15 protein-coding genes are annotated in these 13,841 nt (G+C 50.1%); all 15 read left to right on the plus strand.

What is annotated here, in order from left to right:
- Positions 1 to 5: 5 nt before the first annotated feature.
- The 15 genes from ACQY69_RS00600 (at position 6) to ACQY69_RS00670 (ending at position 13,824) form a co-directional block, all read left to right on the plus strand.
- Positions 6 to 1,376: a [FeFe] hydrogenase, group A gene (locus ACQY69_RS00600; protein ID WP_428257740.1), complete on the plus strand. Its 1,371-nt coding sequence runs from the start codon at positions 6 to 8 to the stop codon at positions 1,374 to 1,376.
- A gap of 23 nt (positions 1,377 to 1,399) precedes the next feature.
- The gene (locus tag ACQY69_RS00605) at positions 1,400 to 2,527 is read left to right on the plus strand and encodes a 1-propanol dehydrogenase PduQ (RefSeq protein WP_428257742.1); all 1,128 of its coding nucleotides are present in this window, start codon (positions 1,400 to 1,402) and stop codon (positions 2,525 to 2,527) included.
- 400 nt (positions 2,528 to 2,927) lie between these two features.
- Positions 2,928 to 3,080: a hypothetical protein gene (locus ACQY69_RS00610; protein WP_428257744.1), complete on the plus strand. Its 153-nt coding sequence runs from the start codon at positions 2,928 to 2,930 to the stop codon at positions 3,078 to 3,080.
- Between the two features lie 29 nt (positions 3,081 to 3,109).
- Positions 3,110 to 3,796: an HdeD family acid-resistance protein gene (locus ACQY69_RS00615; RefSeq protein WP_428257745.1), complete on the plus strand. Its 687-nt coding sequence runs from the start codon at positions 3,110 to 3,112 to the stop codon at positions 3,794 to 3,796.
- Entirely contained in the window at positions 3,783 to 4,916 is a 1,134-nt protein-coding gene (locus ACQY69_RS00620; protein WP_428257747.1) for an NAD(P)/FAD-dependent oxidoreductase, read from the plus strand. The genes ACQY69_RS00615 and ACQY69_RS00620 overlap by 14 nt, the downstream gene beginning before the upstream one ends.
- A complete protein-coding gene (locus tag ACQY69_RS00625) occupies positions 4,841 to 6,454 on the plus strand; it encodes an NAD(P)/FAD-dependent oxidoreductase (protein ID WP_428257748.1) in 1,614 nt (537 codons plus the stop codon). Before ACQY69_RS00620 ends, ACQY69_RS00625 begins: the two co-directional genes overlap by 76 nt.
- Before the next feature lie 60 nt (positions 6,455 to 6,514).
- The gene (locus ACQY69_RS00630) at positions 6,515 to 6,889 is read left to right on the plus strand and encodes a YabP/YqfC family sporulation protein (protein WP_428257750.1); all 375 of its coding nucleotides are present in this window, start codon (positions 6,515 to 6,517) and stop codon (positions 6,887 to 6,889) included.
- The gene (locus ACQY69_RS00635) at positions 6,801 to 7,970 is read left to right on the plus strand and encodes a sporulation protein YqfD (RefSeq protein WP_428260977.1); all 1,170 of its coding nucleotides are present in this window, start codon (positions 6,801 to 6,803) and stop codon (positions 7,968 to 7,970) included. The genes ACQY69_RS00630 and ACQY69_RS00635 overlap by 89 nt, the downstream gene beginning before the upstream one ends.
- Positions 7,971 to 8,086: 116 nt before the next feature.
- Positions 8,087 to 9,049, plus strand: coding sequence for a PhoH family protein (locus ACQY69_RS00640; protein WP_428260979.1), 963 nt, complete (start codon positions 8,087 to 8,089; stop codon positions 9,047 to 9,049).
- A gap of 52 nt (positions 9,050 to 9,101) precedes the next feature.
- The gene (gene ybeY / locus ACQY69_RS00645) at positions 9,102 to 9,512 is read left to right on the plus strand and encodes an rRNA maturation RNase YbeY (protein ID WP_428260981.1); all 411 of its coding nucleotides are present in this window, start codon (positions 9,102 to 9,104) and stop codon (positions 9,510 to 9,512) included.
- Positions 9,509 to 9,958 carry a cytidine deaminase gene (gene cdd / locus ACQY69_RS00650; protein ID WP_428257751.1) on the plus strand — a complete coding sequence of 150 codons (450 nt, stop codon included), beginning with the start codon at positions 9,509 to 9,511 and terminating at the stop codon, positions 9,956 to 9,958. The genes ybeY and cdd overlap by 4 nt, the downstream gene beginning before the upstream one ends.
- Positions 9,959 to 10,000: 42 nt before the next feature.
- Positions 10,001 to 10,900 carry a GTPase Era gene (gene era / locus ACQY69_RS00655; protein WP_428257753.1) on the plus strand — a complete coding sequence of 300 codons (900 nt, stop codon included), beginning with the start codon at positions 10,001 to 10,003 and terminating at the stop codon, positions 10,898 to 10,900.
- A 9-nt stretch (positions 10,901 to 10,909) separates the two neighbouring features.
- On the plus strand, positions 10,910 to 11,656 hold the full coding sequence (gene recO, locus ACQY69_RS00660) for a DNA repair protein RecO (RefSeq protein WP_428257755.1): 747 nt from the start codon (positions 10,910 to 10,912) through the stop codon (positions 11,654 to 11,656).
- 26 nt (positions 11,657 to 11,682) lie between these two features.
- Entirely contained in the window at positions 11,683 to 12,396 is a 714-nt protein-coding gene (locus tag ACQY69_RS00665; RefSeq protein WP_428257757.1) for a DUF4342 domain-containing protein, read from the plus strand.
- Between the two features lie 24 nt (positions 12,397 to 12,420).
- Positions 12,421 to 13,824, plus strand: coding sequence for a glycine--tRNA ligase (locus ACQY69_RS00670; protein ID WP_428257759.1), 1,404 nt, complete (start codon positions 12,421 to 12,423; stop codon positions 13,822 to 13,824).
- The last annotated feature ends 17 nt before the right edge of the window (positions 13,825 to 13,841 follow it).

The raw sequence follows: 13,841 nt of genomic DNA on the forward strand, positions 1-13,841 counted from the left end.
ATATCATGAACGGAGAACGATATGACAGATATGTAGCTGTTTCCGGTGATAATCCGGCTATCGTAAAAGACCTGGATCTGTGCGTGGCGTGCGGCCACTGCCTGGCCGTGTGTCAGGAACAAATAGGAGTATCGGGAAACACATGGGATGTACCGGGGGCTGAAGCTGAGGTAAACTGTATAGGCTGCGGTCAATGCAGTGCAGCATGCCCGGAGCAGGCCATAACTCTCAGGTCGGAGATAGACATGGTGAGACAGGCTGTGAATGATCCTTCAAAAATAGTGGTGTTTTCCACATCTCCATCGGTCCGGGTAGGCATAGGCGACGCATTCACCGATGTGGCGGGAACATATTCCGAAGGGAAAATGGTGTCAGCCATAAGAGCTCTGGGAGCCGATTATGTTTTGGACGTGACCTTTGCGGCTGATCTGACTATCATCGAGGAAGGATGCGAGCTGTTGAGCAGGCTGCTTGCGGGAAGCGGTCCGCTGCCGCAGTTTACCAGCTGTTGCCCGGCTTGGGTGAGATATGTGGAGGAATATTATCCTCAGTATATACCTAATCTTTCCTCGGCAAAAAGTCCTATCGGTATGCAGGGGGCTACTATAAAAACGTATTTCGCGGCGAAGATGGGGCTCAGTCCGCTGGATATCGTGACGGTCAACGTAACACCGTGTACGGCGAAAAAGGCGGAGATAAGGCGGCCGGAGCTCAACGACGCAGGTGAGCTGCTGGGGAGGCCTGACATGCGTGATAACGATCATGTCATCACTACCAAGGAACTGGCTCAGTGGATGGAAGAAGAAGGTATAGAATTTGCCAGTCTTCCTGACGGCAGCTTTGATTCCATGCTGGGAAAGGGAAGCGGAGCCGGGGTGATATTCGGTAATACGGGCGGAGTGATGGAAGCTGCGTTGAGGATGGCCTACGGGAGCCTGACGGGACGAAAGCCTCCTGAGGCTTTATTTGACCTGGAGCCGGTGCGTGGTATGAGGGGCGTGAAGGAAGCGACGGTAGATATAGACGGCACGGCTGTCAGGATAGCTGTGATATACGGTACGGCCAATGCGGCGGAGTTTCTTGACGGCGATATCTCCGGCTATCACTTCATTGAAGTGATGACATGTCCGGGCGGGTGCATAAGCGGCGCGGGACAGCCTCAGATGCACAGGATACCTGTCACCGATGATATAAGGCTCAGCAGGATGAAAAGTATGTATGAAGAGGATGAGTCTATGACATTGAGAAATTCCGTCGACAATCCGGAGGTAAACCGCGTGTATACGGAGTTCTACGGAAGGCCACTGAGTGAAATGGCCGAAAAGCTGCTCCACACGGAGTACACAGATAGAAAAGCAGGGAGTACAGAGAGATAGAGGAATCAGGGAGCTGATAGACGATGAAAAATTTCAACATAAGCACCAATGTATATTTTGGAGAGAATTCTCTGGGCGTCCTGGAGGATATAAAGGACAGGAATGTATTCATCGTATGCGATGAATTCATGGAAGCTTCGGGGATCCTGGATAAAGTCAAGGAACACCTCAAGGCGTGTCGTGTCAGTGTGTTTTCCAGGGTCGTACCGGATCCGCCAATCGAAATAGTATCGGAAGGGATAAAACAGTTATCGGAATGCAGTGCCGATGTGATGATAGCCGTCGGCGGAGGGTCGTCCATAGACGCAGCCAAAGCCATAAGGGAACTGGCGGGCCGCCTTGGTATAGCTGCCGTAAATGAGTGCTATGCTATACCGACAACCAGCGGTACAGGCTCGGAGGTGACCAGATTCTCAGTCATTACCGATGCCCGAAAAGGGGTGAAGTATCCACTGGTGGATGATTCACTGCTGCCGATGGTGGCGATATTGGATCCGGAGCTGGTGAGGAGCGTGCCGCCCGGTATCACCGCCGACACGGGTATGGACGCTCTTACTCATGCGTTGGAAGCCTATGTCTCGACGGATTCCAACGATTTTACCGATGCACTGGCTGAGAAAGCTGTGACGCTTTTGATGAAATTTCTTCCCTTCGCCTATGCCCATGGAGATGATCTGGAGGCCCGGGAAAAAGTCCATAACGCCGCGTGTCTGGCGGGAATGGCCTTTAACAAAGTGGGATTGGGTATTTGCCACAGTATCGCTCATACGGTAGGCGGGAAATTCCATGTTCCTCATGGCAGGAGCAACGCTATGATACTTCCGTATGTAGTGGAATTCAACGCTCACTTAGACGGGCCGGAAGAGACCGTGTGCGCCCGGAAATACCAGAGGATGGCAAAGCTGATAGGCTTGCCGTACAGCAACGTCCCACTGGCGGTCAATAATCTGGTAAGACGGATAAGAGAGATGAACAGGCTTTTCGGCATTCCGGAAAACCTGAAGAAGCTAAATATAAGCGGCGATGACGTGTTGAAAGTCCGGGAAGAAATGGTGGAGGCCGCCATGGGCGACGTGTGCACGAAAACCAATCCGAGGATCGTTGCCCCGGAGGATATCAGACAGATAATAAACAAGATCGCTTCTTTATAGAAGAAAAATTCACTGAGGTATCGGCAGCTTTGGCGATCGATACGATAACGGAAATCGACAGCATAAATAAAACACATAATCTCCTTTTTACAAAAAGGAGATTTATGTTATAATAAAAACATTGTTGGACACGGCGTTGCCGAGATGAAGTTTTTATTGAAACACGCTTCGCCAAGCTTGCGTGTTATAATAAAACATTGTTGGACACAGCGTTGCCGAGATGAAGTTTTTATTGAAACACGCTTCGCCAAGCTTGCGTGTTATAATAAAAACATTGTTGGACACGGCGTTGCCGGGATGAAGTTTTTATTGAAACACGCTTCGCCAAGCTTGCGTGTTATAATAAAACATTGTTGGACATGGCGTTGCCGAGATGAAGTTTTTTCGAGAGGTAGTAATTATGCTTAAGGCGCTTAGGAAGATAAACAGGGTCATGAGGGCCGTTATAATCATAGCAGGATCTGCAGCTGTGATCTTCACGCTGATAGAGGGAAGAAAGAAGAGCGGTAAGGACGAAAACGCCCAGTCGGAAGTTTTCGACGACATTTGGTAGATCATAATTGGTAAAGGAGTAGACGGTATATGCGAATATTGACGATAATAAGCGGCATCCTGATGGTCTTGACCGGAGCCTTCTGTCTCATGAATCCGGGGCAGACTTTTTTGTCGCTTGCTTTTGTGGTGGGACTGATAATGGTATTGAACGGGCTGATACATGCTCTGGCGTATTTTATAGGACGAGGCCTCCACAACAGGGGCGATAACAACGGATGGATATTGACTGACGCGTTGCTGACACTTTTACTGGGGATCCTGATCCTCTGTAATCAGCTGGTGGCAGATACCGCTATACCGCTGGTATTTGGCATGTGGATGTTAGTGGCGGGTATACTTCGTATAGAGGCCAGCACTCATATAGACAAAGAACGAAAACGTTCCAATTTCAGAACGACGATGATAACTGGTATCCTGACAGTGCTGGTAGGGCTCTTTGGATTCATAAATCCGCTGGTTCAGTGGATGACGACGGCTGTATTGCTGGGTATATTCCTGGTCATGCAGGGTGTCAATGTCATAGAGCTGGGAATACATATGCCACATGAGAAAAAGTCTTATGTAAAGATATATAAGAGAAAGAGAGAACCTGTAAGGATAACGGATGAAGACGAGACGCCGGAAAAGGTGATGGAACGCCTCAAGATGAAAGAGGCGGAGGAGAAGGGGATCGATCCGTCCGTTGCGGGAGTCCAGAACGATGAAAAAGTATGATGTTTGCATTATCGGAGCGGGAGCGTCAGGTTTGGCCGCTGCCGCTTCGATGAGTGATGGAATAAAGATATGTCTGATGGAAAAGAATGATATTCCGGGGAAAAAGGTCATGGCTACAGGCGGCGGACGTTGTAATATCACCAACGCGGCCTGTATCAACAAGGCTCTTACCCTGGAATTTTTTAAATCATTGGGACTGGAGACATATCAGGATGATGAAGGCCGGTACTTTCCATACTCGAATCATGCGCCTGATGTAGTGGGGATACTGATGAGAGCTGTGGAAGGAAAAGATGTGGATATCATTACGGGAACGGCGGCCAACGATATCAGACAGGTGAATGAGAAGGCGGGAGACGGCGAGCGCTTTCAGATAGAGTATACGGCACGGGGAGGAAAGAAGGGGAGCGTGGCAGCCGATAACGTATTGCTGGCCGCAGGTGGAAAGGCCGCGCCCCAGCTGGGGACCACAGGTGACGGATACGGCATGGCTCGGGCCCTGGGCCATCGGGTGGAGCGGGTATACCCTATCCTGACGGCCATCGAGTGCGGGGATCTCAGCGACATAAAAGGGGTGAGAGCCAAGTGCAGGATATCGCTTTACAGAGACAGAGCGCTTTTGATTTCGGAGCTGGGTGAAGTTCAGTTCACAGCTGATGGGATATCCGGGATATGTGTGTTCGATATCACGCCACATATAAGAGCAGAAGAAGGGGAATCTTTCATACAGGCTCTGAGACATTTTTCCGTAGAATTAGATCTGGCACCTGATTTTGATGAAGAGGAAATATTTCGCAGAGAAAGCACTTTCGGGATACTTTCGGAAAAGCTGGCGCAAAAGGTGGGGATCGATGAGCTGAAGCGATGGAGGCTCCCGGTGAAAGGTGTTAAGGGGTGGAAACAGGCTCAGTGCACCGCAGGCGGTGTGACGCTGGACGAAATAGATATGGAGACCATGGAATCCAGATTGGTAGAAGGACTTTATTTTTCAGGGGAGATAATAAATGTGCAGGGCCCGTGTGGAGGATATAACCTGCAGAACGCATGGGAGACAGGAATAAAAGCGGCTTCCGCGCTGAACCGGCGATATGGGGAAGAGAGACGGAGACAGTACAGATGACGAGATACAGGATAAATCAGGTGAAACTCGATGTCGGTGAAGACCATGAAGCTCTTGCCGACGCTATCAGGCGGAAGCTGAAGAAGCCGAGCCTGGACATAAGTGAACTGGAGATAGTGAAGGAGTCGGTAGATGCCAGACGAAAGCCGGATATAAAGCTGATATATACGGTGGATTTTTCATGCCCTCAGAAACTGAGACTGGACAAGGCGGAAAAGAGGGATTACGACGGACTGGAAAAAGAGATACCGAAGGATGACAGCCGGGAGAGACCTGTGGTAGTCGGTTTCGGACCTTGCGGCATGTTCGCGGCAATCATCCTGGCGGAAGCAGGCCGACGTCCTATCGTCATAGAAAGAGGTCAGCCTGTAGAAGAACGCGTCAGGACAGTGGAGCGGTTCTGGCGGGAGGGAACTCTGGATGAGGAGTCTAACGTCCAGTTTGGTGAAGGCGGTGCGGGGACGTTTTCCGATGGTAAACTGACGACAGGCATAAAGGATGTGAGGATATCGAAAGTCCTGGGGGAATTTGTAAAGGCGGGAGCCAGTCCGGAGATATTATACAGGCAAAAGCCTCACATCGGGACGGATAAGCTGCGAAGTGTGGTCAAAAATATAAGAAAAAAGATAGAGAGCCTTGGCGGCGAAATACTCTTCGATACGAAGATGGAAGCCATCGTTGCGGAAGAATGCGCGGACGGAAGGAAATTGAAGGGCGTGGAAACGGTAGCCCGGAGCGGTGAAAGACGGAGACTGGATACAGAGAGCCTGGTATTGGCTATAGGACATAGCGCGCGAGATACGTTCCATATGCTGCTGGAGGAAGGTATCAGCATGGAGCAGAAGCCTTTTTCCATAGGAGTCAGGATAGAACATCCCCAAAGGATGATAGATAAGGCCCAGTACGGCAGAGCCGATATGGCTCGATTGCTGGGAGCGGCTGATTACAAGCTGAGCCACAAATGCAAAAATGGCAGAGGTGTGTATACCTTCTGTATGTGCCCGGGCGGATTCGTTATAGACGCGTCTTCAGAAGTCCATACAGCGGTTACCAACGGGATGAGCAACAGCGACAGAAAGGGAGAGTATGCCAACAGCGGGCTTCTGGTGGATGTGAGGATCGAGGATTTCATGTCTGTCCATCCGCTGGCAGGTGTCGAGTTCCAGAGACGGTACGAGAGGATGGCCTGGGAAAATGGGAAGGGGCGCCTTCCAAGGACCAGTTATGGAGATTTTCTCAGTGACAGAGATGACAAGGTGAGGCGCAGCATACCGGAGTTTGCGTCGCAAGCGATCATAGAGGCCATGCCTTTCCTGGGAAAGAAGGTGGCCGGGTTCGACCGCGGCGACGCTGTCATGACGGCGGTGGAGACGAGGAGCTCGTCGCCGGTGAGGATACTGAGAGACAGGGAAGGCCAGGCCAGCGTCAGGGGTATATATCCGGCAGGAGAAGGGCCAGGGTATGCTGGCGGGATAGTATCGGCGGCAGTGGATGGGATAAAGGCTGCCGAGAAAATTTTGCATGTGATATTTCGCTGAAAACCGAATATAATTTACCATGCCGCGTCACAGCGGCAAATATCCGATGGAGGCGATATCATGTCCATCAAGGAAGAGCTGCTTTTCGACTTTGCGCTGAACATGCCCAGGATGTTGGTAACAGGGAATACTGCGGTGCTGGACAATGTGAAGAAGGTGATGCTGCTTACTGACAGCAAAATAGTAGTGTACAACGGACAGAAGTATACCTCCGTCGAGGGACAAGGGTTTATTGTGACCGAGCTTAAAGAGGGAAGGATGCTGGTTTCTGGTGAAGTGGAGGAGATTCGGTTTTTTTCGCCATCACATGAAGGTAAAGATAGAGGGGATAAATCTCAGCGATATCATCAACAAGTGCATCAGCAGGGAGATACGGCTGAGAAATCTCAAATGGAAGAACATGCTGGAGTCCACTGCGGAGGTGGAAGAGGATGATTTTGACGGCCTAAAAGCCGCAGCGGGACATTCGTACAAGGTCACGGTCCTGAAGGAAGGGGGAGTCATCCCATTTTTCAGGAGCTTGAGAGCAAATGTCCTGACAGTAGCAGGCGCCTTTTTACTGGGTGCTTTTCTTTTTTATCAGAGCTTGTTCATCGCTGAGGTAAGGATCGACGGATATAAAAGTATCAGCGAGGAACGCATCAGGGATGTTATCGCGGAAACCGGTCTTTATGAAGGGGCCAGGCGGCAGGAAAACTATGAAACGGTGAAGTCCGCGCTTTATGATGAATTTGAAGATATAACGTGGGTGGGGATATCGGAAGAAGGCAGACTGGTCAGAGTTTCCATAGCCGAAGCGTCCGGAAATCAGGAAGCCGAAGAGAACGACGAGACACCTGTGGATATAGTGGCGAAAAGATCGGCTATGGTGGAGCGGATACTTCCGCTCAAAGGCAACGCCGTAGTCCAGAAGGGTGATTATGTCAACGAGGGTGACATCCTCATAAGCGGAGCTTATGAATATCAGAGCAGTGATTACAGCCGGGGAGACGACGTGTTCACCATGTACAGTCACGCGTCGGGCCAGGTATTGGCCAAGACGCCCCGCAGGCTTACATATTATGTGGAAAAAAACATCAGGACTATGGAGGGGACAGGAAGGGCGATCCGCGGAATATACCTCAGGATAGGTGATGTGGAAATTGACACGGCGGCAAGCTTCAACGAATATGTGACCTCGCGCCGCAGTGAGAAAACACTTCTAAATACTGCGAAGCCTGTTCCCATAAGGCTGAACCTGGTGAAGATAGAGGAAGTGACGGTCAGCCAAAGGCATCGTGATATGGAGAAAGTGAAGGCTGTGGTTGAGGCAGCTGTGAGGCAGTACGCCAGAGAAGAGCTGAGCGGGGAGGAAGAGATACTCGGGAAAACTGTGGATTATCGGGAAAGTGCAGGCGTCATCAGAGCGGAAGTGCTTCTGGAAGTGCTGGAGGAAATCGGGATGGAGAGGGAAATAGCCGTTGAGGATGACGGAAAAGGGGAAAAAACCGTCCGGGAGGAAACGGAGCAGCGATAAACGCAATAAATAGTTTGAATTTTTATGCTGAAGAAAATATAATAATAGAAGACAGAAAAAGGCCGACGTGGCGAAGGAGAGAGTATTTGGAAAATCAAAAAAACGGAAAGATGAACATGATCAACGTCGATATAAGTGATACCATAGACAGAGGGGAGTTGTTCGGAGGACTGGACAAGAACCTGAAGCTCATAGAGGATAATTTCAACGTTGATATAATACAGCGGGACAATCAGCTGATACTCAAGGGAGACCGCACGTCCCAGGCAGAGAAGATAATAAAGGAAATGATGGGTGTGCTGGAAAAAGGAGAAAAATTGGACGAACAGAAGATAAGCTACATCGCTGATCTCAGCGATAAGGGAATGTCATACGGAAACGAAAAGGTGGGCAGCGACATAATATGCTTCACCCATGAAGGAAAACCGCTGAGGCCGAAAACTATAGGACAGAAGGTATACGTTGACTGTATCAGGAAGAAGGACGTGGTTTTCGGTATCGGTCCGGCAGGAACGGGAAAGACGTACATCGCGGTGGCTATGGCCGTCAACGCTTTCAAGAACAAGGAAATCCAGAAGATAATCCTGGCCAGACCGGCAGTAGAAGCCGGTGAGCGGCTTGGATTTCTTCCGGGAGATCTGCAGGAGAAGGTGGATCCGTATCTGAGACCGCTTTACGATGCTCTCTATGATGTGCTGGGAAGGGAGAGCGCGCTGCGTCTCAAGGAGAAGGAGATAATAGAGGTCGTACCGCTGGCCTATATGAGAGGCCGTACGTTGGACAACTCCTTCATAATCCTGGATGAAGCTCAGAACACGACTCCGGAGCAGATGAAGATGTTCCTTACCAGGATGGGATTCGGCTCCAAAGTGGTAGTGACCGGCGATGTGACTCAGATAGATCTGCCGAGAGGAAAGAAGTCGGGCCTTATTGAGGCGTCGAAGGCACTTAAAAACGTAAAAGAGATAAGTTTCTGTTATATGAAGGATGTGGATGTAGTCCGTCACAGGTTGGTGAAGAAGATAATCAACGCTTACGACGTGTATTACAAAGCCCATCCTCCGAAGGAGGAAGAGTAGACAGCCTATGAGGATATTGTGCAGCAGCGAGAAAGCTGTCGAAAATCAGCTGATGAAAACCTTTGAAGAGGCCGCGTGTCTGTGTCTGGAGAAGGAGGGATTAGACCCTCAAAGAGCTGAGATAAGCCTTTCCTTTGTTTCAAAGGAAGAGATACACAGACTCAACAGGATGTACAGGAATGTGGACAGACATACGGATGTGTTGTCCTTTCCTCTTATAGAGGACTTTAACGAGGTGAACGATGATGAAGAAATGCTCCTCGGTGATGTGGTGATATGCAGGGAGCAGGCCAGAGAGCAGGCTAAGGAATACGGTCACTCGGAGGAACGGGAAGTGGTATATCTGTTCGTCCACAGCGTGCTTCACTTGCTGGGATACGACCACATGGAGCAGGAGGAAAAGCAGGAGATGCGGGACCGTGAGGAGGAAGTCATGGCTCAGCTGGGCCTGGAAAGGGAATGAAGATGGGCGGAACGGACAGCAAGGCCATGGAAAGTGGCTACGAGGAAATGATGAAGGAACTGTACGATATGGCCGCGGCTGCGACGATCAATGCTTATGCTCCGTTTTCCGGTTTTCGGGTCGGAGCGGCGCTGTTGGCTGACAGCGGCAAGGTGTACACGGGAGTGAACGTGGAAAATTCGTCCTATGGAGCATCCATATGCGCTGAACGGACAGCTTTAGTGAAGGCTGTTTCAGAAGGGGAAAGAAGATTCACCGCCATCGCCATAGCAGCAGTGGCGGACGGACCGGTGGAATCATTGCCCTGTGGTATATGCAGGCAATTCATGTACGAGTTTTCACCGGAAATATACATCATCACCGGTACAGATCGTGAACGGCTCAACGTGCAGAGCCTGAAAGAGCTGCTGCCGCTGGGATTTGCGCTGGACGCGGCAGGAAGGTGATATCGCGTGCCGCGCGGCGGAGCAGGGGAAAGGAGGAAAACCATGAAGACAGGTTTTGTCAGCATCATAGGAAGACCTAACGTAGGGAAATCGACGTTGCTCAACGGGATATTGGGTGAAAAGATCGCCATAACCACCGATAAGCCTCAGACTACGAGGAATACCATCCGGGGCATCTATACCCATTATGCTGACGGTGAGCTGGATGAAGATGTACAGATAGTTTTCATAGATACACCGGGCATCCACAGGCCGCGGACGAAGCTGGGAGAGTATATGACTGACGCGGCTACCGGTACTTTGAGGGAAGTGGATGCTGTTGTGCTGATGGTGGACGAGGAGCTTTCAAAAGGACCGGGGGACAAGTATATCGTTGAGCTGCTGGATGACGTGACGACGCCTAAATTACTGGTGATAAACAAGATAGATAAAATGCCGCCGGACGTATTCGAGAAGATATACAAAGAATACGAAGCAGTGGGGATCTTTGAGGATATCATTGGTGTCTCGGCCAAAGAGGGAAAGAATATCGACGTTTTGATAAAGTCTGTCGTGGGCTTCATGGATGAAGGGCCTATGTATTTCCCTGATGATATGGTGACGGAAAATCCTGAGAGATTCGTCGTCAGTGAGATAATAAGAGAGAAGATATTGATGTATATGCAGGACGAGATCCCTCACGGAGTGGCTGTCAATATCGAGCTGTTCAGAGAAGAAAAGGATATGACCAGGATAAGCGCCGTCATCTATTGCGAGAAGAGATCCCATAAGGGGATGATAATAGGAAAAGGCGGAAGGAAGCTGAAGGGGATAGGAAAGAGCGCCAGGAAAGAGATAGAGGCTTTGCTGGGAACGAAGGTATTCCTGGAGCTGTGGGTGAAAGTGAAGGAAAACTGGAGAGACAGTGATGTGGCTCTCTCCGATTTCGGATATAAGGACTAGGTGGGAGATTTGCTGACCGATACAGAAGGGATCGTGCTGAGACAGGTGAAAACTTCATATGGCAGGCGGATGATACTGCTCTTTTCCAAGAAATACGGAAAGATAAGCGCGGGCACGGGGCTGAACGAAAGGGGAAAGGGAAAGAGTTCCCTGGCTCTCAGACCATTCACCTATGGCAGATACGAACTCTTCAAGAACAGGGATAGCTACAATATCAACGGAGCCGAAGTATTGAAGAGCTACTATGGTATAGGAGAAGATGTGGACAAGTACATGAACGGGGCGTACGTGCTGGAATTCACCGAGCGGGTGCTGGCGGAGGAAGTCCCGTCTCCAGGTATATTCAGCCTGCTGATAGATTTCTTCGATCTGCTGGAAAACAGAGACAAAGGTATCGGCACTCTGGTATTAGCGTACCAGACCAAGGTGTTCAGATACACGGGAGTGATGCCACAGCTGGAACGCTGTGCAATCTGCGGAGAGGAGAAGCCGGCGTTCAAATTCAGCGTCGAGGAGGGGGGAGTCATCTGCCGGGACTGTTTTCAGGCCATGGAAAATTTAGGACCCCATGCGTTGATTTATGACATAAAATTTGGTATATTAGATATATTAAAGTATTTTACAGTGAATCCACTGAAGAAACTGGAAAATATCGCGCTGAAAGAGGATGCCGGGAAGCTGCTGCAGGAGATAATAAGGGAGTATGCGGCTTATTACCTGGACGCTTCTGATCTTAAAAGCGAAAAGCTTATATAAATCTAAAGATTAACAGGAGGTAGAGTATGGAAATCACATTGGAAAAGATCGAACTGGTGAAAGACAGAACAGGTGTTACCTATGCTGAAGCCAAAGCCGCGCTGGAAGAAGCCGACGGCAGCGTAGTTGACGCGATAATAGCAATAGAAGAGACCATAAACGCAGGAGACAGGAAGAGAGGATTCGGTAAGAAAGGAGAAGCCCTTTTCGAGAGCATCAAGGAGCTGGTACAGAAAGGCAACGTGGCCAGGATACAGGTGAAGAAGGATGATGAGATGGTCCTCAATGTGCCTGTCAACGCTGGCATCGTGGGAGTGGTCATAGCGCCTCTCGCTTCTGTAGTCGCGGTAGTAGCGGCTTTCGGATTCAAGTGTACCATAGAAGTGATCAAAAATGACGGAACTATCATCGATGTCAGTGACGCGGTGACGGACGCCATGGGAACGGTGGTGGAAAAGAGCAGCACTGTCATGGATGAGGTCAAGGAAAAAGGCAACCAGATGTATCAGAAGGGGAAGGAAAAGGCAGAAGAAGCTGTCAACAAGATAAGGAAGGACTCTGAAGAAATAGATTTTTCCGAGTGTTTCGACGAGGATGATACAGATGCAGGCATAGAGGCTGAAGACGAGACTTCTATCGAAGTGGACGATATAGCTGAGGCAGCCGATATGGTAGCTGAAGAAGCCGCGGCGGAGGCTGGAGAAGAAAAGGAAGACGCCGCGGAAAAAGAAGAAAAATAAACAGCATAAAGGAAGAAAGAAAACATGAGCAGAGAAGTGACAATGGAAAAGCTGACAGCCCTCGCCAAGAACAGGGGATTCATATATCCCGGTTCGGAGATCTACGGAGGGCTTGCCAACACATGGGATTACGGTCCCCTCGGAGTGGAGTTCAAGAACAACATCAAGAAGGCCTGGTGGAGAAAATTCGTGCAGGAATCCAAGTACAACGTAGGTCTCGACGCGGCGATACTGATGAACCCGCAGACCTGGGTGGCTTCAGGGCACGTGGGAGGCTTTGCAGACCCTTTGATAGACTGTAAGAGCTGTAAGGCCAGATTCAGAGCCGACCAGCTCATCGAAGGCTGGCTCAAGGAAAACGGGATGGACGATGTCACCGTAGACGGCTGGTCCAATGAAAAGCTGCAGTCCTTCATAGAAGAGAAGGGGATAAAATGCCCTGAATGCGGCAAGAGCGATTTCACGGGAATCAGGCAGTTCAATCTGATGTTCAAGACGTTCCAGGGCGTTACCGAGGATTCCAAGGCGGAGATTTTCCTGAGACCGGAAACTGCTCAGGGCATATTCGTGAATTTTAAAAATGTGCAGCGTACTTCCAGGAAAAAGATCCCCTTCGGCATCGCTCAGGTGGGTAAATCCTTCCGAAACGAGATAACGCCGGGCAATTTCATCTTCAGGACGAGGGAGTTCGAGCAGATGGAGCTGGAGTTCTTCTGCGCGCCGGGGACTGATCTGGAGTGGTTCGCCTACTGGAAGGAGTACTGCGTGAATTTCCTCAAGTCGCTGGGAATGAAGGAAGAGAACATAAAGCTGAGAGATCACGATCAGGAGGAGCTTTCCCATTACAGCAACGCTACTACTGATATCGAATACAGATTCCCGTTTGGCTGGGGCGAGCTGTGGGGCATCGCCGACAGGACGGACTTTGACCTGAAGCAGCACATGGAGCATTCAGGACAGGATATGAGATATATGGATCCTGAGACCAACGAAAAGTATATCCCTTACTGCATAGAGCCGTCTCTCGGGGCGGACCGTGTGGCGCTGGCCTTCCTGACGGACGCCTACGACGAGGAAGTGCTGACGGACAGCAAGGGAAAGGAAGATGTCAGGACTGTGCTGAGACTTCATCCGGCGCTGGCTCCGTTCAAGGCGGCCGTGCTGCCGCTGGCGAAGAAGCTGGCACCTGTAGCTGAGCCGATCTACGAGGAACTGGCAAAATATTTTTCTGTGGATTACGATGTGACGGGATCCATAGGGAAGAGATACAGGCGGGAAGACGAGATCGGTACGCCGTTCTCCATCTGCGTGGACTTTGATACGGAAAACGACGGATGCGTGACTATAAGGGACAGAGATACGATGGAACAGATTCGAATACCTGTAGATCAGGTCAGAGAATATATAGAACAAAGGTTAATCTTTTAATGATTAAAGCGAGGAGA

This window comes from Gallibacter sp. Marseille-QA0791, from assembly GCF_965119705.1.
Classification (GTDB): Bacteria; Bacillota; Clostridia; order Peptostreptococcales; family Anaerovoracaceae; genus Lentihominibacter; species Lentihominibacter excrementipullorum.

Excerpts from the sequence above, each read along its gene's own strand:
- ACQY69_RS00600 (WP_428257740.1), top strand. The coding sequence starts at position 6 with ATGAACGGAGAACGATATGACAGATATGTAGCTGTTTCCGGTGATAAT.
- ACQY69_RS00605 (WP_428257742.1), top strand. The coding sequence starts at position 1,400 with ATGAAAAATTTCAACATAAGCACCAATGTATATTTTGGAGAGAATTCT.
- ACQY69_RS00610 (WP_428257744.1), top strand. The coding sequence starts at position 2,928 with ATGCTTAAGGCGCTTAGGAAGATAAACAGGGTCATGAGGGCCGTTATA.
- ACQY69_RS00615 (WP_428257745.1), top strand. The coding sequence starts at position 3,110 with ATGCGAATATTGACGATAATAAGCGGCATCCTGATGGTCTTGACCGGA.
- ACQY69_RS00620 (WP_428257747.1), top strand. The coding sequence starts at position 3,783 with ATGAAAAAGTATGATGTTTGCATTATCGGAGCGGGAGCGTCAGGTTTG.
- ACQY69_RS00625 (WP_428257748.1), top strand. The coding sequence starts at position 4,841 with ATGGGAGACAGGAATAAAAGCGGCTTCCGCGCTGAACCGGCGATATGG.
- ACQY69_RS00630 (WP_428257750.1), top strand. The coding sequence starts at position 6,515 with ATGTCCATCAAGGAAGAGCTGCTTTTCGACTTTGCGCTGAACATGCCC.
- ACQY69_RS00640 (WP_428260979.1), top strand. The coding sequence starts at position 8,087 with ATGATCAACGTCGATATAAGTGATACCATAGACAGAGGGGAGTTGTTC.
- ybeY (WP_428260981.1), top strand. The coding sequence starts at position 9,102 with ATGAAAACCTTTGAAGAGGCCGCGTGTCTGTGTCTGGAGAAGGAGGGA.
- cdd (WP_428257751.1), top strand. The coding sequence starts at position 9,509 with ATGAAGATGGGCGGAACGGACAGCAAGGCCATGGAAAGTGGCTACGAG.
- era (WP_428257753.1), top strand. The coding sequence starts at position 10,001 with ATGAAGACAGGTTTTGTCAGCATCATAGGAAGACCTAACGTAGGGAAA.
- ACQY69_RS00665 (WP_428257757.1), top strand. The coding sequence starts at position 11,683 with ATGGAAATCACATTGGAAAAGATCGAACTGGTGAAAGACAGAACAGGT.
- ACQY69_RS00670 (WP_428257759.1), top strand. The coding sequence starts at position 12,421 with ATGAGCAGAGAAGTGACAATGGAAAAGCTGACAGCCCTCGCCAAGAAC.